Origin of the sequence: Xanthomonas arboricola pv. juglandis (assembly GCF_905367715.1) — a bacterium.
Lineage (GTDB): Bacteria > Pseudomonadota > Gammaproteobacteria > Xanthomonadales > Xanthomonadaceae > Xanthomonas > Xanthomonas arboricola.
Genome location: NZ_HG999362.1, coordinates 3,870,426 through 3,890,961, shown reverse-complemented (window position 1 = coordinate 3,890,961; position 20,536 = coordinate 3,870,426). Strand labels below are relative to the sequence as shown.

The following is a 20,536-nucleotide window of genomic DNA, read 5'->3' as shown; positions in this document are numbered from 1 at the left end:
TCTAACGCCGCCAACCGCAACGCGTTTTTATTCGAAAGTGGAGTCCACTGATGCGATTGGTTCTGTTGGGACCGCCCGGTTCGGGCAAGGGCACCCAGGCGACACGTCTCAAAGACAAGTTTGAGATCCCGCATATTTCCACCGGCGATCTGCTGCGCGCCGAAGTGGCCGCCGGCTCGCCGCTGGGCCTGAAGGCCAAGGAAGTGATGGCACGCGGCGATCTGGTCTCCGACGAGATCCTGCTCGGCATGCTGGAGGCGCGGCTCGGTCAGGCCGATGTCGCCAAGGGTTTCATCCTCGACGGCTATCCGCGCAACGTGGCGCAGGCCAATGCGCTGGACGACCTGCTCGGCAAGATCGGTCAGCCGCTGGATGCGGTGGTGCAGCTGGATGTGGCCAGCGAATTGCTGGTCGAGCGCATCGCCGGCCGCGCCAAGGCCGAGGGCCGCGAGGACGACAATCCCGAGTCGGTGCGCAAGCGCCTGCAGGTCTATACCGACTCCACGGCGCCGGTGATCGGTTTCTACGAACAGCGCGGCAAGCTGGCACGCGTGGATGGCGTGGGCTCGCTGGATGAAGTGCTGCAGCGTATCGGCGCGGCGCTCGGTCGCTGAGACGGTTCGGACCGGGCAGTGCGCCCGGTCTACCCGCCGCGTGCTGGCAGCCGGCGTGGCTCGCGCAACGCATTGATTGCACAAAAGAAAAACCCCGGACGTACAAGACGCCCGGGGCAGAATAACGCCAGTAATGAGCTTGCTCAGAGCCCCACAGCATGAGCTCCCTGGGGATTTGGCCTCTTGGGGAGTAGGACCAAAGGGGTGCTGCGACTGGCGTTCAGCATAGTGATGGATGTGACGCAGTTCGCATATCGGGAAATTCCCGACAGTACGGTAGGTGTTTCCTGACACTGCGCTCGGCAGCGAGGCGGAATGGCCGGCAACTCCGGCGATCGGCGACAATGCGCTCCATGACCAAACTCCACATCCTCGGCATCGCCGGGACCTTCATGGGCGGTGTCGCCGCCCTTGCGCGCGAGCTGGGCTGGCAGGTAGAGGGCAGCGACCAGGCCATCTATCCGCCGATGTCCACCCAGTTGGAAACCCTCGGCATCGCGCTGGCACAAGGCTACGCGCCGTCCAATATTTCGGCCGATGCCAGCGATGTCGTCATCGGCAATGCCTTGTCGCGCGGCAACCCGGCGGTGGAAGCGGTGCTCAATGCCGGCCGTCGCTACAGCTCCGGTGCGCAGTGGCTGGCTGAGCAGGTGCTGCCGGGCCGCGACACCCTGGCCGTCGCCGGCACCCACGGCAAGACCACCACCACCACCATCCTGAGCTATCTGCTGGAGGCCGCCGGGCGCGCGCCGGGCTTTCTGATCGGTGGTGTGGCCGAAGACTTCGGGGTCTCGGCGCGGCTGGGCCAGGGACGCGAATTCGTGGTGGAAGCCGACGAATACGACACCGCGTTCTTCGACAAGCGCAGCAAGTTCGTGCATTACCGGCCGCTGGTGGCGATCCTCAACAACCTCGAGTACGACCACGCCGACATCTTTCCGGACGTGGCCGCGATCCAGCGCCAGTTCCATCATCTGGTGCGCACGGTGCCGGCGCGCGGGCGGCTGATCGTCAACGGCGAGGATGCGCGCTTGGCCGAGGTGCTGGCGATGGGCTGCTGGACGCCGGTGGAGCGCTTCGGTTTCGATGCCTCTCTCGAGTGGAGCGCTCGCTTGATCGCCGCCGACGGCAGTGCGTTCGCGGTGTTGCAGCGTGGAGTGGAGATCGGCCAGGTGCAGTGGCCGCTGGTCGGGCGGCATAACGTGCTCAATGGATTGGCGGCGCTGGCGGCCGTGCATGCGGTGGGCGTGGATCCGGCGACGGTGATGCCGGCGCTGGCGCGCTTTCAAAGCGTCAAACGGCGGCTGGAGCTGTTGGGGCAGGCGCGCGACATCACCGTGTACGACGACTTCGCCCATCACCCCACTGCGATTGCGACCACCTTGCAGGGCTTGCGTGCGAAGGTCGGCGCGGCGCGCGTGCTGGTGGCGATGGAGCCGCGCAGCAATTCGATGCGGCTGGGCGCACATGCGCAGGCGTTGGCGCCGTCGTTGCGCGATGCCGATGCGGTGGTGTTTCTGCATCGCCCCGAACTGGCCTGGGATGCCGCACCGATCATTGCGCAGGTGCGCGGTGACGCGCACGTGGCGCACGACGTGGAGGCGTTGCTGCAGACACTGGGCGAGATTGCGCAGCCGGGCGACCATGTGGTGTTCATGTCCAATGGCGGTTTCGATGGCGCGCCGCGTCGCTTCCTGGCGCAATTGTCCCGATGACCGGCCTCACCACCACCGCCGACACCAGCGCCTTGCCGCTGTTTCCGCTGCACAACGTGCTGTTGCCGGGTGCGGCAATGGGCTTGCGCGTGTTCGAGCGCCGCTATCTGGATCTGGTGCGCGAGAGCGGCCGCACCGGCAGCAGCTTCGGTGTGTGCCTGATCCTGGATGGCACCGAAGTCGGCGTGCCGGCAACACCGGCTGCGTTCGGTACCGAAGTGCGTATTGAGGATTTCGATGTCGGTGCCGACGGCGTGTTGGTGCTGCGCCTGCGTGGCACGCGTCGCTTCCGTGTGCAGCGCTCGCGCATCCGCGACAACGGGTTGGTGGTTGGCGAGGTGAGTTGGTGCGAGCCCGACAGCGATGACGAACTGCGGCCCGAGCATGGCCTGCTGGCGACCGTGCTCGAGCGCATGCTCGAACAGGTCGGCGGCCAATTCGCCTCTGCCGGGCCGGAACTGCTGGACCAGGCGGCATGGGTCGGCTGGCGCTTGGCCGAACTGCTGCCGCTGACCGAGCAGCAGCGTCTGTCGCTGTTGCAGCTGGACGATCCGCATCGGCGCCTGGACCAGTTGCTGCCCTGGATGCCGTGACGCGGTGAGCCAAGCGCGCGCGTAATCCGTCACCGCGCTTGCACCCTTGCAACGGCACACTCGCCACGCTTGAGTGCGCTCACGATGGCATCCATGCAGTGGATGCGCGCATGGGTGTCACCCGTTTTCGATCCACGGAGTGTGCTTTGATCATCGATGTCAAACCGCGTGTGGCGGATGTGTTCAGTCAGGTCTGGCGGACCCTGGCGGTGTTGTTCGTCTGGGACGTGTTGATCACGATCATCTACTACGTGCTGCCGTTCCGCGCGCCCGCATTGCCGTTGACCATCTTCGGTTCGGCGCTGGCGTTGTTCCTGGGTTTTCGCGCCAACTCGACCTATCAACGCTGGTGGGAAGGGCGTGTGCTGTGGGGCCAGATGATCAATGCATCGCGCAATCTGGTCCGCCTGAGCGTCAGCATCCTGTCCGCGCCGGAAGCGGCAGCACTGGGCCGCACCATCGCGCTGCGCCAGATCGCCTACGTCAATGCGTTGCGCTGCCAATTGCGGCGGCTGCCGGTGGCGATGGCGCTGGAGCCGCGTCTGCATGCCGACGAAGTGGCCGCGGTGATCACGCGCACCAATGTCGCCAATGGCCTGCTCGACACCACCGGGCGCAGCGTCGAGCAGGCGCGTCGCGATGGCTGGATCGACAGCATTCAACAAGCCAGTGTCGAGCGCATCCTGGTGGATATCGCCAACGCGCAGGGCGGCATGGAACGGCTGAAGAATACGCCGTTGCCGTACCAATACCGCTTCTATCCCAACCTGTTCACGCGGCTGTTCTGCGTGCTGCTGCCGATCGGCCTGGTGGAGACGCTGCAATATGCGACGCCGGTGGGGTCGACGGTGGCAGGCCTGATGTTCCTGGCGGTACTCAAGATCGGCGACGAACTGGTCGACCCGTTCGCCAATGCCATCCACGACCTGCCGCTGGACAGCATGTGCCGGACGGTGGAAATCGACGCGCTGCAGGCCATCGGCGAACAGGCGCCCGAGCCGATGCAGCCAGTGGATGGCGTGCTGTGGTGAGTGCATCGCGCCTGCGCTAATGCGGTTTGTGGGTACCCAAACGGCGCTGAAGCGTAGGCTCTCGGTCATATTGAGAGGTAATCGAACGATGCGGATGCGTCGGTTGTAGAGCAGCTGATCTGCAGCCTAGCTACAGGGGCCCTTGCCCGCCTATCGTCGCGGATGCTGCCACCGAGCCTCCACGGACGGATGCACGGCGTGTCCCGCGAGCGATGAGGGCGCCGCGCGCTCGACCAACCAGGCTGGTGGCCTAGACATCCGGCTGCATCCAAGCGATGCGGACACGTTGCCGCCATCGATACAGCGTTCAGAAGTTTTACTAGCAGTTCTTATCTACAGGACTACGCCTTCGTTGACCGATCGCTGTTGCCCGATCGATCAACGGCGCTGTTGTGACGGACCCGATGCGGCCGGATCGGACGCCGTGGTGTCCGTCTGCGGTGCAGCGTTTTCTTTTTCCTCTTGCCGCAGCGCATTTCCCAACGTGCTGTCGATCAAGATCACCGGCACCTGCGAGCGGCGGCGCTGTTCCAGGCGATACGGTAACGGGTCCAGTGCCTGGCGCAAGGCGCTCAGTGCCGGGTCGACCCCACGCAGCGGATACCACAGGCCGATCAGGCTGAAGTGCCGGCTGTAGCGCAGCGTCTGCGTGCTGCCCACCCACAACGGTTGCGCGCCGGGCTGCAGGCGTGCGGCCGCCGGCCACAGGCGCAACACATGCACATGGCCGGGCGCGGCGTGACGCACCATCAGCAGGGCTTCGACCTGCGTGTCCAGCGTGGCCGGCAGGATCGGCACCTCGTCCGGGCGACCACTGACATTCAGCAGATGCAGCGCCTGTTCCCAACCGGCTTGCGGTTGCACCCGCCAGCCGCGTGCTTCCAGCTGACGCTGCAGCGGTGCCAGCGGGCCGGCCAGTTGCACGTCCAGCGGCCAGCGCTGGTCGTCGTCGAATTCGTTACGCCGTGCCGGCAGCAGGCGCCACTGGCCATTCCACCAGTCGCTGGCGGGCAACTCCATCAGCAACGGTGGCGGCGGTTCGAACCTGGCCAGCTTGGTGCCCAGGTTGCGCGGCGCGAACACGACCGCGCAGGTCAGGAACACGCCGTAGAAGATCCACGAGACCGGCTTGACCCAAAAGGCGCGGGTGGCGCGACGGCGATAGGCGATGCCCAGCACCAGCAGCCAGAAGATGCCGAACAGCATGCCGCCGACCACGTCGCTGAGCCAGTGCGCGCCCAGATACAGGCGCGCGAAGCCGATCAGCGACACGATCGCGCCACTGACCAGGTACGGCCACACCCGGCGCCGGCCCGGCAGCTCGCGCGCGATCAGCAGCGCAAAGAAGCCAAAGCCGATCGTGGCCATGGTGACCGCTACCGACGGAAACCCGAAACCGCTGCTGGCCGCCGGCGGGCGCACCACCTGCACGGTGGCGCCCAGCAATTGTGTCAATGCCAGGCCGAAGGCCAGCGCGATCACCCAATGCGCCACCGCCATCCAGCGGCGCCGCCAGGCCAGATAGCCCATCGCCGCCGCAATCGCCGGCAGCAGCACCTGCCAATCGCCCAGCGATGCCAGCGCCACCATCGGGTAGTCGGCCAGCGGGTTGCGCAGCGCCAGCATCAGATCGTGCACGGCCAGGTCCACGCGCAGTGGCTCACCGTGCGCCAGCACCACCATCAGCAACACGAACCAGCCCCAGCCCAGCAGCAACAGCATCAACGCCATCATCGCCAGCGGTACCGACTCGCGACGGCGCGGGTCGAACACGCTCACCGACCAGTTGCCCAGCACCGGATGCCGATGCGACCACTCCAGCAGGCGCGCCAGCAAGGCGTCCAGATGGCCGGCCGACCAGCGGTACGAGTACAGCACCATCGCCCAGGCCAGGCCGATCACGGCGGCCAGCAAGGCGACCACCACGAACAGCCGGCCGGCCACCGCGGCCACCGCGTCGTAGGCGGTACCCAGTACCCAGCCGGGCACCAGGAACAGCAGCGCCCACGAGATGCAGGCCAGGGCGCTGGCGATCAGATAGCGTTTGAACGGCATGTGCGACATGCCGGCGATGGCCGGCACGAATGGCCGCACCGCGCCCACGTAACGCGCGATCAGGATGCTCTTGAAGGCATTGCGCCGGAACAGCAGCTCGCCACGCTCCAGCAGTTGCGGGTAGCGGCGAAACGGCCAGTAGGCGTGCAGCTGGTGGCCCCAACGGTGGCCGACCCAGAAGCTCAGCGCATCGCCGACGAAGGCGCCCAGGGTGGCGCAGGCCACCGCATACGGCCCGTTGATCTGCCCCAGCCCGATCAGCACACCGATGGCGAACAGCAATGGCAGCGCCGGCACGATGGCACCGAGCACGATCACCGCATCGGAAAATGCGATGGCAAAGATCACCACGCCAGCCAGGGTGGGGTGGTGTCCGATCCACTCCAGCGTGGCGTCGATCCATGAATTCATCCCACGATTATAGGTGGGCATGGCGACGAGGTGACTTGCGCCCTCGTCACATCGCCCGGTCCGCTTCACCTCGGGTTGCGGGCGGATCAGAGCGCACGCGAGCTTGACCGCAGGCAACGCCCGCTGTGGCGATGCAGGCGCCCCGCCTACAATGGGGAATGAGTGACGAACCCGCCGGCAACCTGCCGCTGAAGTCCGATACCTTCGGGCGCATCCTGCTGATCCGCGACGCCGATCGCCTGTTCGTGCGGCGCGACCTGAGCGCGGCGCCGTGGCTGCTGCGCGGGGTGGCCTGGTGGCTGGCGCGGCGCGAAGCCCTGGCCCTGCGTCAGCTCGATGGCCTGGCGCGGACACCGCGTCTGTTGCACTGGGACGGACGCCATCTGGATCGCAGCTATCTGGCCGGCGATGCAATGTACCAGCGCCCGCCGCGCGGCGATCTGGCCTACTTCCGCCGCGCGCGCAGGTTGTTGCAGCAGCTGCACCGCCGCGGGGTGGCGCACAACGATCTGGCCAAGGAAGCCAACTGGCTGGTGCAGGACGACGGCAGTCCGGCGGTGATCGATTTCCAGCTGGCGGTACGCGGCAATCCGCGCGCGCCCTGGATGCGTCTGCTTGCACGCGAGGATCTGCGGCACCTGCTCAAGCACAAGCGCATGTACTGCCCGGCCGCGATCACCCCGGTGGAACGCCGCGTACTCAAGCGCACCTCCTGGGTCCGCAAGCTGTGGTTCGCCACCGGCAAGCCGGTCTACCGCTTCGTGACCCGCCGCGTGCTGCATTGGGAAGACAACGAGGGGCGGGGGCCGAGGCCTTGAGGGGCGGGGAATCGGGAATCGGGAGTAGGGAATCGGTAGAGCACATCGCGGCAGCTGATCGTTCGTCGGCTGCTGAACGTTCAAGGGGCTAAGCTTTTGCGATTCCCCATTCTCGATTCCCCAATCCCATGACCTTAAACGGCAAAACCCTCTTCATCACCGGTGCCTCGCGCGGGATCGGTCTGGCGATTGCGTTGCGGGCGGCGCGGGATGGGGCCAATGTGGCGATTGCGGCCAAATCGGCAGTGGCCAATCCCAAGTTGCCCGGCACCATCCACAGCGCGGCCGCGGCGGTGACTGCGGCCGGTGGGCAGGCGCTGGCGCTCAAGTGCGATATCCGCGACGAAGCGCAGGTGCGTGCCGCGGTGGCCGCCACGGTCGATGCGTTTGGCGGCATCGATATCCTGGTCAACAACGCCAGTGCGATCTGGTTGCGTGGCGCGTTGGAGACGCCGATGAAGCGCTTCGACCTGATGCAGCAGGTCAACGCGCGCGGCAGTTTTCTGTGCGCACAAGCGTGCCTGCCGCAGCTGTTGCAGGCGCCCAATCCACACATCCTCACGCTGGCACCGCCACCGTCCTTGAACCCGGCGTGGTGGGGCGCGCATACCGGCTACACGCTGGCCAAGATGGGCATGAGTCTGGTGACGCTGGGGCTGGCAGCCGAGTTCGGCCCGCAAGGCGTGGCGATCAATGCGCTGTGGCCGCGCACGGTGATCGCCACCGATGCGATCAACATGATCGATGGCGTGGATGCGGCCGCGTGTCGCCGGCCGGAGATCATGGCCGACGCGGCACATGCGGTGCTGACGCGCGAGGCGGCCGGATTTCATGGCCAGTTCCTGATCGACGACCAGGTGCTGGCCGAGGCCGGCGTCACCGACCTGAGCGGCTACGCGGTCGACCCGTCGCGCGCGTTGTTGCCGGACCTGTTTCTCGACTGAGCGCGGCCAACGGCCCGCGCGCGCAGCCGGCCTGATACGGATACGCCGTCAGCGGCGCATGCGGCCAGCGCGATTCGAAAAAATCGATGCAGCGGACCAGCGGCCGCGCCCCCGCGTGCCAGGCCGTCGGCGCCCGGGCGTGAGCACAGGGAGTTCACAGTCGTGTTTGCTATCGTGCGCGGCTGAAACCGTTTCCAGCAAGGATGTACAGCGCGTGTCTCCGATGTTCCGTGTAGTCGTTTTGGCGGCGTCCGTGTCCGTTCTGGTGGCCGCTTGCGGCGGCAAGTCGCCGCCGCCTGCAACCGGTGCCAAGACGAGTGAAAAACAGCCGGACTCCCTGCAAGGCGTGACCGCAAAGCTCGGCGCCTACATCGACTGCTTCAACCGCATCGATGCGAAGGTGCACGCCGGCGCCAGGCAATACACCGGCTGGATGCAGGACCCGTTCGCCGGCCCCACCGGTCGCGAATCCGGCATGACCGGTCCGTACGATATCGACGCCTACGACATGAAGCAGTGCGATGCGCCGGTCAGCGCTGCCGCTGCGGCGAACCCGTCGCTGCCTGCATTGGACAAGGCGGCGCGCGACTACCGCGCGGCATTGAAGGCGCTGCAGCCGATCAGTCACGCGGTAGCCGACTACTATACGCGTCAGGACTACGAAGACGACCAGTTCGCCAAGGGCAAGCAGCTGCACCCGGAGCTGATGGAGGTGCTGGCCACTTATGCCGATGCCAGTACCGCCTTCAGCGCCGAACTTGACACCCAAAACGACGCGGCGCAACGCGAAAAACTCAAGATGCTGGAGCAGGGCGAGGGCCGCACGCGCGAATACTACCGGCTGGCGATGATGCTCGACGCCAAGGAGATCGCCGATGCGCTGGAAGAGGAGCAGTTCGACGTGCCACGGGTCAATACGCTGCTGGACGGCTTCAACCGCTTCTCCGACGAGGCGCATGCCAAGGTGGCCGATCAGGAACCGGGCAAGCTGGACTGGAATAGCTTCGAGACCGCTGCGGAGACCTTCCGCAGACAAGCCAAGGCGCGGGTGAAACGCGTGGTCGAACGAACGCCCTATAGCAAGATGGAACAGGGCTGGCTGGACAATCCCTCGCTGGCGCCGGAGGGTTCGCCACGCAAGTTGCTCAACACGTACAACGCGCTGGTGTTCGAAAGCAATCGTCAGTAATTGCCGCGCTGCACCCGCTGCGCGCGTGCCAAGGGTGCGCCGCGCCAGATGTCATTCGGCCGCACGCTGCGGCAGCCACCTCATTCAACCCATCACTGGAACCCAAGATGACCCTTCGACTTCGCTATGCGCCGCTCACCGCGGCGATGGCTTTCGCCGCGCTGCTTGCCGGCTGCCAGAAAGACGCACCCGCCGCCGCAGTGGAAGGCGCCGACAAGATCAATGCCTACATCACGTGCTTCAATGGCGTTGAGCAGCCGATCCATGAGAGCTACCAGCAATACATCGAGTGGATGCAGGACCCCGAGGCTGGCCCGACCGGCAAGGAAAGCGGTATCCATGCACCGGGCACGGTGCTGTCGCATCACGTGGACGAATGTGGTGCGCCTATGACTGCGGCGCTGGCGCAAACGCCGGCCAACCCCGAGCTCGATCCGGTGGCCAAGACCTATCAGGAACGGTTCACCGCACTCAACGAGCGTATCGGCGAAGCGGTGCGCTACTACGACCGCGAGGATTATCTGCGCGACGACGGCAAGGGCATGAAGGCGCTGCACGCGCCGTTGATGCAGGCCTACCAGGCCTTCTTCGAAGCCGGCGAAGCCATGAATGCCGCACTTGAACGTAACGAAGACATGCGTCGCCAGGCGCAGATCGATGCGATCGAAAAGGAAGAGGGTCGCAGCGCCTCCTGGTATCACCTGAAGATCATCGGCGAAGGCAAGCAGCTGGTGCAGGTGATCGACAGCGACACGCCGGATCTTGCCGCAGCGCAGTCCCAGCTCGCGCGTTACCAAGGCATTCTGGAAGAGGCACAGAAAGCCAAGGTCGGCCAGGGCGATGCGATGTGGGGCCACATGGAACGCTCCGCCGACAAGCTGGCGCGCGAGTCCGGGCGACTGGTCGAACGTATCCGCACCAAGACACCATTGAACAAGAGCGAGCAGATGCTGCTGGAAAGCGGTTCGATGCCGCCGGGCGGCACCCGCCAGGCCGTGCTAGCCAGCTACAACGATCTGATCGACATGAGCAACCGCATGTCGCATTGATGCTGTGCAGGTACTCCTGTCGCATTGTGTAAGCGCATCGCGCACTGCTCTTACCGTGCACACCGACTATCTCGACAGGTCCTTGCCCGCCCACCGTCGCGGGACCTTACGCGGCATGGATGCCGCGTAAGAGCCTACATGGACGTACTTGCGGCGTGTCCTGCGATGGTGGGCGGGCAAGGACCCTGCAGCCAAGTAACAGATCATCCGCTCTACGACTGATCCATCAGCACTATCCAAGTCCATCGAAACACAACGCATAAAGAAATCTAGGCCTGGAAGCGTGGCCGTGTTTGGGCGCGATCAGATGCTTAGATTAAAAGCTCGGTGAGTCGAAGGCGCGTTACCCTCACCGCTCGCGGGACACGCCGTGAATCCGTTGCTGAATGCTCTATAGCGGCGTCCTTTCCGCTAACGGTCTCGAAATCGATAAGAACACCACGCCCGCCAGCCTAGTGGTGTGCCGATGGGAACCGCAAAGCCGGCTGCCTCCGCTTCTCGGCGGGCGCAGGAGTCGCGTCGCGTCGGCAGCACCGCGTCAGCCGTTGGAGATATCCGGCAGCGGCTCGGCACACTGGCGGCAATAGCGTGCATCGGGCGCGTGGCCTTCCAGCCCGCAACGTGGGCAATTGCGCGTATCGCGCTTGCCGGTGTGGCCACCTTCGCGCAGCGTGCTGGCCAGTTCGGCGGTATAGATGCCGGTGGGCACGGCGATGATGCTGTAGCCGATCAGGATCAGCGCCGAGGTAATGAAGCGGCCCAGCGTGGTCTGCGGCACCAGGTCGCCAAACCCCACCGTGGCCATGGTCACGATGGCCCAGTACATGCTGGTCGGAATGCTGGTGAACCCGTGTTGCGGTCCTTCGATCACATACATGGTGGCGCCGGCGATCACGGTGATGGTGAGCACGCTGAACAGGAACACCAGCACCTTGCGCCGGCTGCGCCACAGCGCGTCCACCAGTTGCCCGCTTTCCTCGATGTAGCGGGTGAGCTTGAGGATGCGGAACAGGCGCAGGATGCGCAGCACGCGCACCACCAGCAACGTCTGCGCACCTGGCACGAAGAACGACAGATAGCTGGGCAGGATCGAGAGCAGGTCGATCACGCCCCATACGCTCAGGGCGTAATGCAGCGGGCGCCGCACCACCGCCAGGCGCAACGCGTATTCGACGGTGAACAGTACCGTGAACGCCCATTCCAGCGGCACCAGCCAGTGCGCCGAATGCGAATGGATGCGCGGCACGCTGTCGATCATGATCACCACCACGCTGGTGAGGATCGCCACCACCAGCATCAGGTCGAAATTGCGCGATGGGCGGGTGTCGTGCCGGTAGATGATGTCGAACCATTGCCGGCGCCAGCCGTGGTCGGTGGTGGGAGTGAGCTGAGGATCGGAGAAGGGGCGCATCCGCGCATTGTGCCGCAGGCCGGCGAATGCGCGAGAATGCGCGTTCTCCCTCCGCTTCTGTGACCCACCATCATGAGCACCGCTGCCGATTCGCCCCTGTCCCTCGCGCATTACTACCTGCCGGTGTATCGCCCGCGCCAGGTGGTGCTGGAGCGTGGCCAGGGCAGTCGCGTGTGGGACGACCAGGGCCGCGAGTATGTGGACCTGTCCGCCGGTATCGCGGTCAGCGGGCTGGGCCACAACGATCCGGACCTGATGGCCGCGCTGACCGAGCAGGCTGGCAAGCTGTGGCACACCAGCAATGTGTTCTTCAGCGCACCGCCGCTGAAGCTGGCCGAAGAGCTGGTCACCGCCTCGCGCTTCGCGCACAAGGTGTTCCTGTGCAATTCGGGTACCGAGGCCAACGAAGCGGCGATCAAGCTGGTGCGCAAGTGGGCCAGCAGTCAGGGCCGCCCGGCCGACAAGCGCGTGATCGTGACCTTCCGCGGCAGCTTCCATGGGCGCACCCTGGCGGCGGTCACCGCCACCGCGCAGCCCAAGTATCAGGAAGGCTACGAGCCGCTGCCCGGCGGGTTTCGCTATGTGGACTTCAACGATGTCGCCGCGCTGGAAGCGGCCATGGCCTCGGGCGATGTGGCCGCGGTGATGGTCGAGCCGATCCAGGGCGAGGGCGGGGTGATGCCGGCCGCGCCGGGTTTCCTGAGCCGCGTGCGTGCGCTATGCGACCAGCACGATGCGCTGCTGGTGCTGGACGAGATCCAGTGCGGGATGGGCCGTACCGGCACGCTGTTCGCGCATTGGCAGGAGCAGGTGACGCCGGACATCGTGACGCTGGCCAAGGCGCTGGGTGGCGGCTTCCCGATCGGCGCGATGCTGGCCGGCCCCAAGGTGGCCGAAACCATGCAGTTTGGCGCGCACGGCACCACCTTCGGCGGCAACCCGCTGGCCGCGGCGGTGGCGCGCGTGGCGCTGCGCAAGCTGGCCTCGCCGCAGATCGCCGAGAACGTAGCGCGTCAGTCGGCGGCGCTGCGCGCCGGCCTGGATGCGCTCAACGCCGAGTTCGGCCTGTTCGCCCAGATCCGCGGGCGTGGCCTGATGCTGGGCGCGGTGCTGGCGCCGGCGCATGCCGGGCAGGCGGGTGCGATCCTGGATTTTGCCGCCAAGCATGGCCTGCTGTTGCTGCAGGCGGGGCCGGATGTGCTGCGCTTCGTGCCGGCTCTGAATCTGACCGATGCCGAGCTGGCCGATGGGTTGGAACGCCTGCACCTGGCCATTTCCGAGTACGTGGCGCAGAAGTGATGGAGTCCTGCGCGTTCTGCACCGTCGTGGCGGGTGCCGCGACGGTGAGCGTGGTGGGGTAAGCGGCGCGGGTCGTTGCGTTTCTTCGACGCGTTCAACGCTGCGAGCGTCGTCTTGCGTCACCCTTGAGGGTGATCAGTGTTTCGTGATGCTCAACGATTCCCGATTCCCGATTCCCCAATCCCCAATCCCCAATCCCCAATCCCCAATCCCCAATCCCCAATCCCCAATCCCCAATCCCGGCTCTTCACCCCAGCCCATACCGCTTCAGCACCCGCCGCAAGGCTCGCGCATCGCGCACCGTGTCCGCATGCAGGCCGGCAGCGCGGGCGCCGCGGACGTTGACGAATAGATCGTCGACAAACAACGTGCGCGCAGCACTAGCATCCAGTTGTGCAAGCGCGCGCTGATACACCTGCACATCGGGCTTGCGGCCGCCGAGCGCGCCGCTACACAGCACGCGGCCCTGCAATAACGGAAACAGCGGTGGCACGATCCGCTCAATCGCTTCCGCCATCAATGGCCCGTTGTTGGTGAGCACCGCCACCGCGGTGGTTGCCGCCACCGCCAGCACCTGCGTCAGCACCGCCGGGTCGGCGCGGCATGCCGCTACGCGTGCGTCGATCCAGATGGCGCGATCGATCGCGCAGCCAAGGCCGTCGCTGAGCTGCGCCAGATAAGCCGGCGTGTCGATCACCCCGGCGTCGTAGGCGCGCTCCAGTCCCTGCTCGAACAACACCTGTTGCACACGTTGCGGCGTGCACGCCGCCGCATTGGCAAGCGCCGCCACACGGCGCGGCCGCGAATAGCTGGCCAGCACGCCGTCGAAATCGAGCAATAACAGGGACGGTGCTGCAGGCGGCATGGGCGGACTCGGGATGTGGCGGGGCAGCGTTGTCGATTCGCCGCGGCATGGCAAGCGCGCAAGACCTGGTATGTCCGGATCCACGCAGGTGGGTGGGGATATTACCTATTCAGATCGTTGAATTCGGCAGCAACCTACCCACCCGCGCCGCCCCTACCCTCCGCGCGGCACTTGCGGTGGAACTGTGCTGGGTATGGTCGATGCATGCCGCATCCGCGGTGTCAGCCGGTCTTGGGGAGCGGGCCCGGTCACTCAGCACGTCACACCATCCAGGGGGTCGATTGCATGCGCAAGCGCTTGAACACCGATCAACTGGCGGCGTCGGTCGCCGCCATTCTCACCACTGCCACGCGTGGTCGCACGCTGGCTTCGATGACCTTGGTGCTGGCTGGCGCACACAGCCTGCCCGTCCTGGCACAGGAAGCGCGCACGCTGGACGCGGTCAGCGTAGTCGGTACCGGCTCCACGCGCACCACGGCCTCGATCTCCGTTGCCGAGATCCAGGCCCAGGTGCCCGGCGTGGCACCGCAGCAGTTACTGGCGAGCCTGCCCGGCGTGAATGTGCAGACCACCGATCCGTTCGGGCTTTACGAATTCGGCGACTCGATGACCATCCGCGGCTTTTCCGCCAACCAGATCGGCGTGACCCTGGACGGCATTCCGATCGAAACCTTCGACACCCGCGAAGGCGGCCCGATCACCCGCTACGTGTCCAGCGAGAACCTGCTCGACGTCACCGTGTCGGCCGGTTCCGGCGATGTCACCCAGCCTTCCTACCACGCACTCGGCGGTGCGATCCGCTACACCAGCCTGCCCCCGAAAGGCGGCGACAGCTGGAGCGGCAATCTCACCCAGACCATCGGCTCGGACGATCTGGTACGCAGCTTCGTGCGCCTGGATACGCCGGATTGGTGGGAAGGCGGCCCCAGCGCCTATCTGTCTGCCTCGCGCACGCAGGGCGGGGTGTGGGACATGGAACCGGCCACGCAAAAGAGCGATCACTTCGAAGCCAAGATCCGCCAGGCCTGGGACGTGGGCCACCTGACCCTGGGCTGGATCTACAACAACCGCAAGGACTACGACGTGCAGTCGTACAACTCCGACGGCTCGGTCGCGTGGGATCTGCACGAACGCATCACCGGCAATCCGGAAGTGGATGCCGAGCATTACAGCGAATGGCAGAACGGCCGCCGCGACTCGCTGCTCAGCCTGCACGGCGATTTCCTGTTCAACGATGCGATCGGTTTCACCTTCACCGGCTACTACGAGAACAAGCATGGTTACGGCGTCGGCGGCACGCCGCCGAGCACGGCCACCGGCCTGTACAACGATGCCATCGCCGGTACGCCGGAGCGCACCGACATCGCCATCAACGACCCGCAGATCGTCGATGCCAACGGCAATGTCACCCGTGTCGGTGCGATGACGCGGCGCGAGGAAATCATGGGTGGCGATCGCTACGGCGTGACCACCGCGGTGTCGTGGGAGACCGAGCACAACAAGCTCGAAGTCGGTGCGTGGTACGAGAACTACGACTTCGACCAGGTGCGCCCGCTGTACAACCTGGACCCGGCCACCGGTGCACTGCTCAAGGGCTCGCTGCCGATCGTCATCTACTACGACAACCATTTCTCCACCGAGGTGAAGCAGCTCTACATCAAGGACACGCTGCGCCTGCTCGATGACCGGCTCACCATGGAGTTCGGCGCCAAAGGGCTGGATGTCAAACGCGACTACAACGGCATCGCCAATCTCGATGACTTCAATGTCGGCGTGCGCCGCGATGTCACCATCAAGAACAGCGACTGGTTCCAGCCGCAGGTCGGCGCCAGCTTCCAGCTCGCCGAGGGCGTGCAGGTGTTCGCCAACTACGCGGAGAACTTCAGCTCGGCGCCGCGGCTGGCGTTGACCTCGGGCGCATTCAATCCGGATATCGCGCCGGAGGAATCCACCAATATCGATATCGGCATCCGCGCCGAATCCAGCCAGTGGAGCGGCTACGTCGCCGCCTACAAGATCGATTACGAGAACCGCATCATCGCGCTGACCGACCCGGACCCATTGGTGGTCGCACCCACGATCTACGCCAACGTCGGCGACGTGCAGACCTATGGCGCGGAAGTGTCCGGCATGTGGAAGCCGGCTCCGGGCTGGCGGCTGGGGGCGTCGCTGACCTGGAACAAGTCCGAGTTCCAGGACAACTATTTCGGCCCGGTCAGCGGCAACCTGGTGCAGGTGGAGGGCAACGAAGTGCCGGACTCGCCCAAGGTGATGTTCAGCCTCAACGGCGGTTGGGAGGGCGAGCATTTCTTCGCCAACCTCGATACCAAATACACCGGCAAGCGCTACGGCGACACGCTCAATACCGACCAGGTGGATGCCACCTTCATCGTCAACGGCAGCATCGGCTATCAGGGCGAGGATGCCGGGTTCCTGGCCGGTGGGCGGCTGCAGTTGTCGGTCTACAACCTGTTCGACAAGGACGATGCGATCGGTGCGGTGTTCCCGAACGAAAGTTCCGGCTCGTACCAGTTGATCGCACCGCGCCAGCTGTTCGCCAGTCTGTCCTACAAGTTCTGAGGCGGTGATGCGGCCGGCGTCACTGCCGGCCGCGTCATGCGTTTTGTCAGTCGCACTCGTTCCACGACATGCAAGGACTACGCGTTGATGCAAGGCAATCATTCTGGGGCGATGACGCGGCGGCAACTGCTGGCGCGCATCGGCATGACCGCTGGCGGCGCGATGATGTACCAGGCGATGAGCAGCCTGGGCATGGCAGCCGAATCAAATTTCAAAGGGCCGCTGCAACTGGATGGCGATCCGAAGGGCGCCTCAGTGCTGATTCTGGGGGCGGGACTGGCCGGCATGGCTGCGGCCTTCGAACTGCGCAAGGCGGGGTACCGCGTGCAGGTGCTGGAATACAACGACCGCCCCGGTGGGCGTAACTGGACGCTGCGCGGCGGCGACCGTTATACCGAACTCGGCGGGGCGACCCAGCATTGCCAGTTCGACGACGGGCTGTATCTCAATCCGGGGCCGTGGCGCATTCCGCACCACCACAAGGCGGTGCTGAGTTACTGCAAGCAATTCGGTGTGGCCCTGGAGGCGTTCAACCAGGTCAACTACAACGCGCTGTTGCACAGCCAGCAAGGCTTTGGCGGCAAACCGCAGCGCTTTCGCGCCATCGATGCCGATTACAAGGGCCACGTGTCCGAGCTGCTGGCCAAGTGCACCCAGCAGCAGGCGCTGGACAAGAGCGTGAGCCGCGAAGACCAGGAGGTACTGTTGGAGTCCTTGCGGACCTGGGGCGCGCTCGACCACAAGTTCGGCTACGTCAAAGGCAAGGACAGCAGCGAGCGGCGCGGCTTTGCGCGGTATCCCGGCGGCGGCCTGTCGGGCAAGCCGGAGTTCTCCGATCCCTTCAGCGTGCAGGACGTGTTGCGCTCGCGCTTGTGGACCACGCTGGCGGCCGGCAACAACTACGAAATGCAGACCACCATGTTCCAGCCGGTGGGCGGCATGGACCAGATCGGCAAGGCCTTCGCGAAGCAGCTTGGCGATGCGATCACCTACAACGCCAAGGTCACCAGGATCGATCAGGACGGCAACGGCGTGCGTGTGTCCTGGCAGGATGCCGCGCATGGCGGCGAAGAACGCATCGCCAGCGCCGATTGGTGCATCTGCACGATTCCGCTGTCGGTGCTCAGCCGCATTCCGGTCACCGCCGGCGACGCGATGACTACCGCGATCGGCCAGGTGCCGTACGCGGCATCGGTGAAGGTGGGCCTGCAATTCAAGCGCCGCTTCTGGGAAGAGGACGAGGCCATCTACGGCGGCATCAGCTACACCGATCTGCCGATCACCTTGATCAGCTATCCCAGCACCAACTATCACAGCCCCGGCAAGGGCGTGCTGCTCGGTGCCTACGTCTGGGGACTGGACGCCTACCAGTTCACCTCGATGCCCCCGGAGCAGCGCGTGCGCAAGGCGGTCGAATACGGCACGCAGCTGCATCCGCAATATCCACGCGAGTTCGAGAACGGCATTTCGGTCGGTTGGCACCGCGTGCCGTTCACGCATGGCTGTTTCGGCATGTGGAGCGAGCAGGCGCGTGCCGAACACTACACGCCGCTGTGCCAGATCGACGGGCGCCTGGCGCTGGCTGGTGAACACGTCTCCTATATTCCGGCCTGGCAGGAAGGCGCGATCTTGTCCGCGCACGATGTCGTCGGCCGTCTGCATCGCAAAGTGCTGGCCGGAGGAGGTCGTGCATGAATCTGTTACCACGATTGGCCGGGGTCAGCTTCGTCGTTGCGATGGCTGCCTTGCTGGTGCCGCCGGGCGCATACGATGCGCGGGCGCAGAGTTCCGATGCCACCCAGCTGTTCCCGCAACAGGGCTTTGCCAAGGCATCCGGCCAGGATGTCTACCAGGCGATCTGCCAGGGCTGCCACATGCCGGCCGGGCACGGCGCGCAAGGTGCCGGCGAATACCCCGCGCTTGCCGGCAATCCCAAGCTGGCCGCCGGACCCTACGTCACCATGATGGTGCTCGATGGCCACGCCGGCATGCCCGGCTTCGGCGAGATGCTCAACGACCGCCAGGTGGCCGAAGTGGTGAGTTATGTGCGCACGCACTTCGGCAACGACCACGCCGAGCGCGTCACCGTCGATGACGTCAAATTGCTGCGCCACTGATGCCCCCTTTCCCTCTCATGCAAGGAGTTGCCATGTCCCGTCCAGTGACAGCCGTCCTCACCGCTGCCCTGTTGTGGTCTGCGGGCCTCACCGCTGCGCACGCCGCCGAGGTGATCCGCCACAAGATTCCCAACAGCGATTTCCCCATCGCCGCCGCCGTGGAAATTCCCGCCGGCAAGGCCACCGTCTATGTCAGCGGCAAGGTGCCGGCGGTGGTGGATGCCAGTGCGCCCAAGGATTCGGCTGCCGCCTATGGCGACACCAAGGCGCAGACGGTCAGCGTGTTGAACCAGATCAAGCAGCAACTCGCAGCGCTCGGCTTGGGGATGGGCGATGTGGTGAAGATGCAGGTGTTTCTGGTCGGCGATCCGGCCATGGGCGGCAAGATGGATTTCAACGGATTCATGGAGGGTTACCGCCAGTTCTTCGGTACCAAGGAGCAGCCCAACCTGCCGGCACGCTCGGCCTTCCAGATCGCCGCGCTCGGCAATCCGCTGTATCGGGTGGAAATCGAAGTGGTCGCCGTTCGTCCCTGAATCCGTCGTGCCGTCCTGCTGGAGGTTGTCATGAAAACTGCTCTTTCGCGCCGCTCGTTTCTGCGCGATTCCGCGCTGTTTGCCGGCGCTGCCGGTGCAAGTGCGCTGCCGCTGCTGGCCAGCGCCGCCGAACGTTCTGCCGCCGTCGCGCCGACACCGGCCAGTGCGCTGTCGCCGGTGATGATCGGCTCCAACGAATTTCCCGATGGCCCGTCGGCGGCCGCGGTCAAGGCCATCGCGCAGATCGCACCGCAAGGCGGACGCTACCTGCGCGATGTGCAGATGGAGCTGATGGATACCCTGGCCGCCGAGCTCAAGCTGCCGGTCGATCACCTGATGGCCTACGCCGGCTCCACCGAGCCGCTGGATTACACGATGCTGGCGTTCACCTCGCCCAGCGCCGCGCTGGTCACTGCCGACCCCACCTACGAATCCGGTTGGCGCGCCGCCACCCGCAATGGCGCAAAACTGATCAAGGTGCCGTTGCGCAAGGACTTCTCGCACGATGTGCAGGCGATGTGCGCCGCCGACGCCAGCCCCGGCGTGATCTACATCTGCAATCCCAACAATCCCACCGGCTCGGTCACTGCGCGCAAGGATCTGGACTACGCATTGGCGCACAAGCCCAAGGGTAGCGTGCTGGTGGTGGACGAGGCCTATATCCACTTCGCGCAGAGCACCAGCAGCGTGGTCGACATGGTCGCCGCGGGCGAGGACGTGGTGGTGTTGCGCACCTTCTCCAAACTCTACGGCATGGCCGGCATTCGCCTGGGCTATGCGGCCGCGCGCCCGGACCTGCTGGCCAAGCTGATGTTCTACAGCGTCAACAGCCTGCCGGTGACCGCCGCCGCCGCAGGCCTGGCCAGCCTGCGCGATCCCGCACTGGTGCCGCAGCGACGCGCACGTACTGCGGCCACACGCAAGGACGTGATGGAGTTTCTCGCCAAACAGGGCTACGCCTGCACCGCCTCGGAGAGCAACTGCTTCATGGTCGATGTGAAGCGCCCGGCCGCCGGCTTCAAGGACGACATGGCCACCCATGGCGTGTTCATCGGGCGTAGCTGGCCGGTATGGCCGACCTGGTCGCGCATCACCGTCGGTACCGACGCGGAGATGGCACGCTTCAAGCAGGCTTTCGTGCAGGTGATCGCCGGCAAGCGCGGCCCGTTGCCGCTGCCGGACGCCACGGCAGCGGTGCATGATCCGATGGATGCTTTTTTCCGTTACGCATGAGGCGTTACTCTGGCACCACCGGCGCATGCGAACGCGCTGGTGTCGCCAGGCGCGCTGGGCGTCGCGCATCTCTTAA

The 20,536-nt window shown here is 65.4% G+C and carries 17 protein-coding genes; 14 read left to right on the top strand and 3 right to left on the bottom strand.

What is annotated here, in order from left to right; all coding sequences use genetic code 11:
* Positions 1–50 precede the first annotated feature (50 nt).
* The 4 genes from KHN93_RS16820 to KHN93_RS16805 all read left to right on the top strand — a co-directional run bounded on the left by KHN93_RS16820 (position 51) and on the right by KHN93_RS16805 (position 3,953).
* Positions 51–614, top strand: a complete 564-nt coding sequence (locus KHN93_RS16820; protein WP_039519141.1) for an adenylate kinase — start codon at positions 51–53, stop codon at positions 612–614.
* 344 nt (positions 615–958) lie between these two features.
* Complete coding sequence (gene mpl / locus KHN93_RS16815; protein ID WP_211920857.1) at positions 959–2,329, top strand: UDP-N-acetylmuramate:L-alanyl-gamma-D-glutamyl-meso-diaminopimelate ligase; 1,371 nt, start codon at positions 959–961, stop codon at positions 2,327–2,329.
* A complete protein-coding gene (locus KHN93_RS16810; protein ID WP_211920855.1) occupies positions 2,326–2,922 on the top strand; it encodes an LON peptidase substrate-binding domain-containing protein in 597 nt (198 codons plus the stop codon). Before mpl ends, KHN93_RS16810 begins: the two co-directional genes overlap by 4 nt.
* Positions 2,923–3,068: 146 nt before the next feature.
* Complete coding sequence (locus tag KHN93_RS16805; protein WP_024938088.1) at positions 3,069–3,953, top strand: bestrophin family protein; 885 nt, start codon at positions 3,069–3,071, stop codon at positions 3,951–3,953.
* Between the two features lie 378 nt (positions 3,954–4,331).
* On the opposite strand, the gene KHN93_RS16800 is transcribed toward KHN93_RS16805, so the two are convergent.
* The gene (locus KHN93_RS16800) at positions 4,332–6,419 is read right to left on the bottom strand and encodes a bifunctional DedA family/phosphatase PAP2 family protein (RefSeq protein ID WP_211920853.1); all 2,088 of its coding nucleotides are present in this window, start codon (positions 6,417–6,419) and stop codon (positions 4,332–4,334) included.
* A gap of 158 nt (positions 6,420–6,577) precedes the next feature.
* Here KHN93_RS16800 and KHN93_RS16795 point away from each other — a divergent pair, with 158 nt between their 5' ends.
* From KHN93_RS16795 to KHN93_RS16780, 4 genes are all read left to right on the top strand, one after another.
* Positions 6,578–7,237, top strand: a complete 660-nt coding sequence (locus KHN93_RS16795; protein WP_016903010.1) for a serine/threonine-protein kinase — start codon at positions 6,578–6,580, stop codon at positions 7,235–7,237.
* Positions 7,238–7,365: 128 nt separating this feature from the next.
* A complete protein-coding gene (locus KHN93_RS16790; protein ID WP_039519155.1) occupies positions 7,366–8,181 on the top strand; it encodes an SDR family oxidoreductase in 816 nt (271 codons plus the stop codon).
* Between the two features lie 214 nt (positions 8,182–8,395).
* On the top strand, positions 8,396–9,370 hold the full coding sequence (locus KHN93_RS16785; RefSeq protein WP_425600158.1) for a YiiG family protein: 975 nt from the start codon (positions 8,396–8,398) through the stop codon (positions 9,368–9,370).
* Between the two features lie 107 nt (positions 9,371–9,477).
* On the top strand, positions 9,478–10,419 hold the full coding sequence (locus KHN93_RS16780; protein ID WP_211920851.1) for a YiiG family protein: 942 nt from the start codon (positions 9,478–9,480) through the stop codon (positions 10,417–10,419).
* A gap of 538 nt (positions 10,420–10,957) precedes the next feature.
* Here KHN93_RS16780 and KHN93_RS16775 read toward each other — a convergent pair.
* Positions 10,958–11,830, bottom strand: a complete 873-nt coding sequence (locus KHN93_RS16775; RefSeq protein ID WP_211920848.1) for an ion transporter — start codon at positions 11,828–11,830, stop codon at positions 10,958–10,960.
* A 72-nt stretch (positions 11,831–11,902) separates the two neighbouring features.
* On the opposite strand from KHN93_RS16775, the gene KHN93_RS16770 reads away from it, so the two are divergent.
* The gene (locus KHN93_RS16770) at positions 11,903–13,129 is read left to right on the top strand and encodes an acetylornithine transaminase (protein WP_167706088.1); all 1,227 of its coding nucleotides are present in this window, start codon (positions 11,903–11,905) and stop codon (positions 13,127–13,129) included.
* Positions 13,130–13,376: 247 nt separating this feature from the next.
* Here KHN93_RS16770 and KHN93_RS16765 read toward each other — a convergent pair whose 3' ends face one another.
* On the bottom strand, positions 13,377–13,994 hold the full coding sequence (locus KHN93_RS16765; protein WP_016903016.1) for an HAD-IA family hydrolase: 618 nt from the start codon (positions 13,992–13,994) through the stop codon (positions 13,377–13,379).
* Positions 13,995–14,291: 297 nt separating this feature from the next.
* On the opposite strand from KHN93_RS16765, the gene KHN93_RS16760 reads away from it, so the two are divergent.
* The 5 genes from KHN93_RS16760 (at position 14,292) to KHN93_RS16740 (ending at position 20,460) form a co-directional block, all read left to right on the top strand.
* Positions 14,292–16,574: a TonB-dependent receptor gene (locus KHN93_RS16760; protein WP_212579668.1), complete on the top strand. Its 2,283-nt coding sequence runs from the start codon at positions 14,292–14,294 to the stop codon at positions 16,572–16,574.
* A gap of 87 nt (positions 16,575–16,661) precedes the next feature.
* Positions 16,662–18,269, top strand: coding sequence for a flavin monoamine oxidase family protein (locus KHN93_RS16755; protein WP_024938097.1), 1,608 nt, complete (start codon positions 16,662–16,664; stop codon positions 18,267–18,269).
* Positions 18,266–18,691, top strand: a complete 426-nt coding sequence (locus tag KHN93_RS16750) for a c-type cytochrome (RefSeq protein ID WP_166773190.1) — start codon at positions 18,266–18,268, stop codon at positions 18,689–18,691. Before KHN93_RS16755 ends, KHN93_RS16750 begins: the two co-directional genes overlap by 4 nt.
* 32 nt (positions 18,692–18,723) lie before the next feature.
* Entirely contained in the window at positions 18,724–19,227 is a 504-nt protein-coding gene (locus KHN93_RS16745; RefSeq protein WP_039519172.1) for a RidA family protein, read from the top strand.
* 30 nt (positions 19,228–19,257) lie between these two features.
* Positions 19,258–20,460, top strand: a complete 1,203-nt coding sequence (locus KHN93_RS16740) for a pyridoxal phosphate-dependent aminotransferase (RefSeq protein WP_211920845.1) — start codon at positions 19,258–19,260, stop codon at positions 20,458–20,460.
* The last annotated feature ends 76 nt before the right edge of the window (positions 20,461–20,536 follow it).

What these genes read in the sequence shown, in the direction of transcription:
- KHN93_RS16820 (WP_039519141.1), top strand. Translation starts at nt 51, where the DNA reads ATGCGATTGGTTCTGTTGGGACCGCCCGGTTCGGGCAAGGGCACCCAG.
- mpl (WP_211920857.1), top strand. Translation starts at nt 959, where the DNA reads ATGCGCTCCATGACCAAACTCCACATCCTCGGCATCGCCGGGACCTTC.
- KHN93_RS16810 (WP_211920855.1), top strand. Translation starts at nt 2,326, where the DNA reads ATGACCGGCCTCACCACCACCGCCGACACCAGCGCCTTGCCGCTGTTT.
- KHN93_RS16800 (WP_211920853.1), bottom strand. Translation starts at nt 6,419, where the DNA reads ATGAATTCATGGATCGACGCCACGCTGGAGTGGATCGGACACCACCCC.
- KHN93_RS16795 (WP_016903010.1), top strand. Translation starts at nt 6,578, where the DNA reads ATGAGTGACGAACCCGCCGGCAACCTGCCGCTGAAGTCCGATACCTTC.
- KHN93_RS16790 (WP_039519155.1), top strand. Translation starts at nt 7,366, where the DNA reads ATGACCTTAAACGGCAAAACCCTCTTCATCACCGGTGCCTCGCGCGGG.
- KHN93_RS16780 (WP_211920851.1), top strand. Translation starts at nt 9,478, where the DNA reads ATGACCCTTCGACTTCGCTATGCGCCGCTCACCGCGGCGATGGCTTTC.
- KHN93_RS16775 (WP_211920848.1), bottom strand. Translation starts at nt 11,830, where the DNA reads ATGCGCCCCTTCTCCGATCCTCAGCTCACTCCCACCACCGACCACGGC.
- KHN93_RS16770 (WP_167706088.1), top strand. Translation starts at nt 11,903, where the DNA reads ATGAGCACCGCTGCCGATTCGCCCCTGTCCCTCGCGCATTACTACCTG.
- KHN93_RS16765 (WP_016903016.1), bottom strand. Translation starts at nt 13,994, where the DNA reads ATGCCGCCTGCAGCACCGTCCCTGTTATTGCTCGATTTCGACGGCGTG.
- KHN93_RS16755 (WP_024938097.1), top strand. Translation starts at nt 16,662, where the DNA reads ATGCAAGGCAATCATTCTGGGGCGATGACGCGGCGGCAACTGCTGGCG.
- KHN93_RS16750 (WP_166773190.1), top strand. Translation starts at nt 18,266, where the DNA reads ATGAATCTGTTACCACGATTGGCCGGGGTCAGCTTCGTCGTTGCGATG.
- KHN93_RS16745 (WP_039519172.1), top strand. Translation starts at nt 18,724, where the DNA reads ATGTCCCGTCCAGTGACAGCCGTCCTCACCGCTGCCCTGTTGTGGTCT.
- KHN93_RS16740 (WP_211920845.1), top strand. Translation starts at nt 19,258, where the DNA reads ATGAAAACTGCTCTTTCGCGCCGCTCGTTTCTGCGCGATTCCGCGCTG.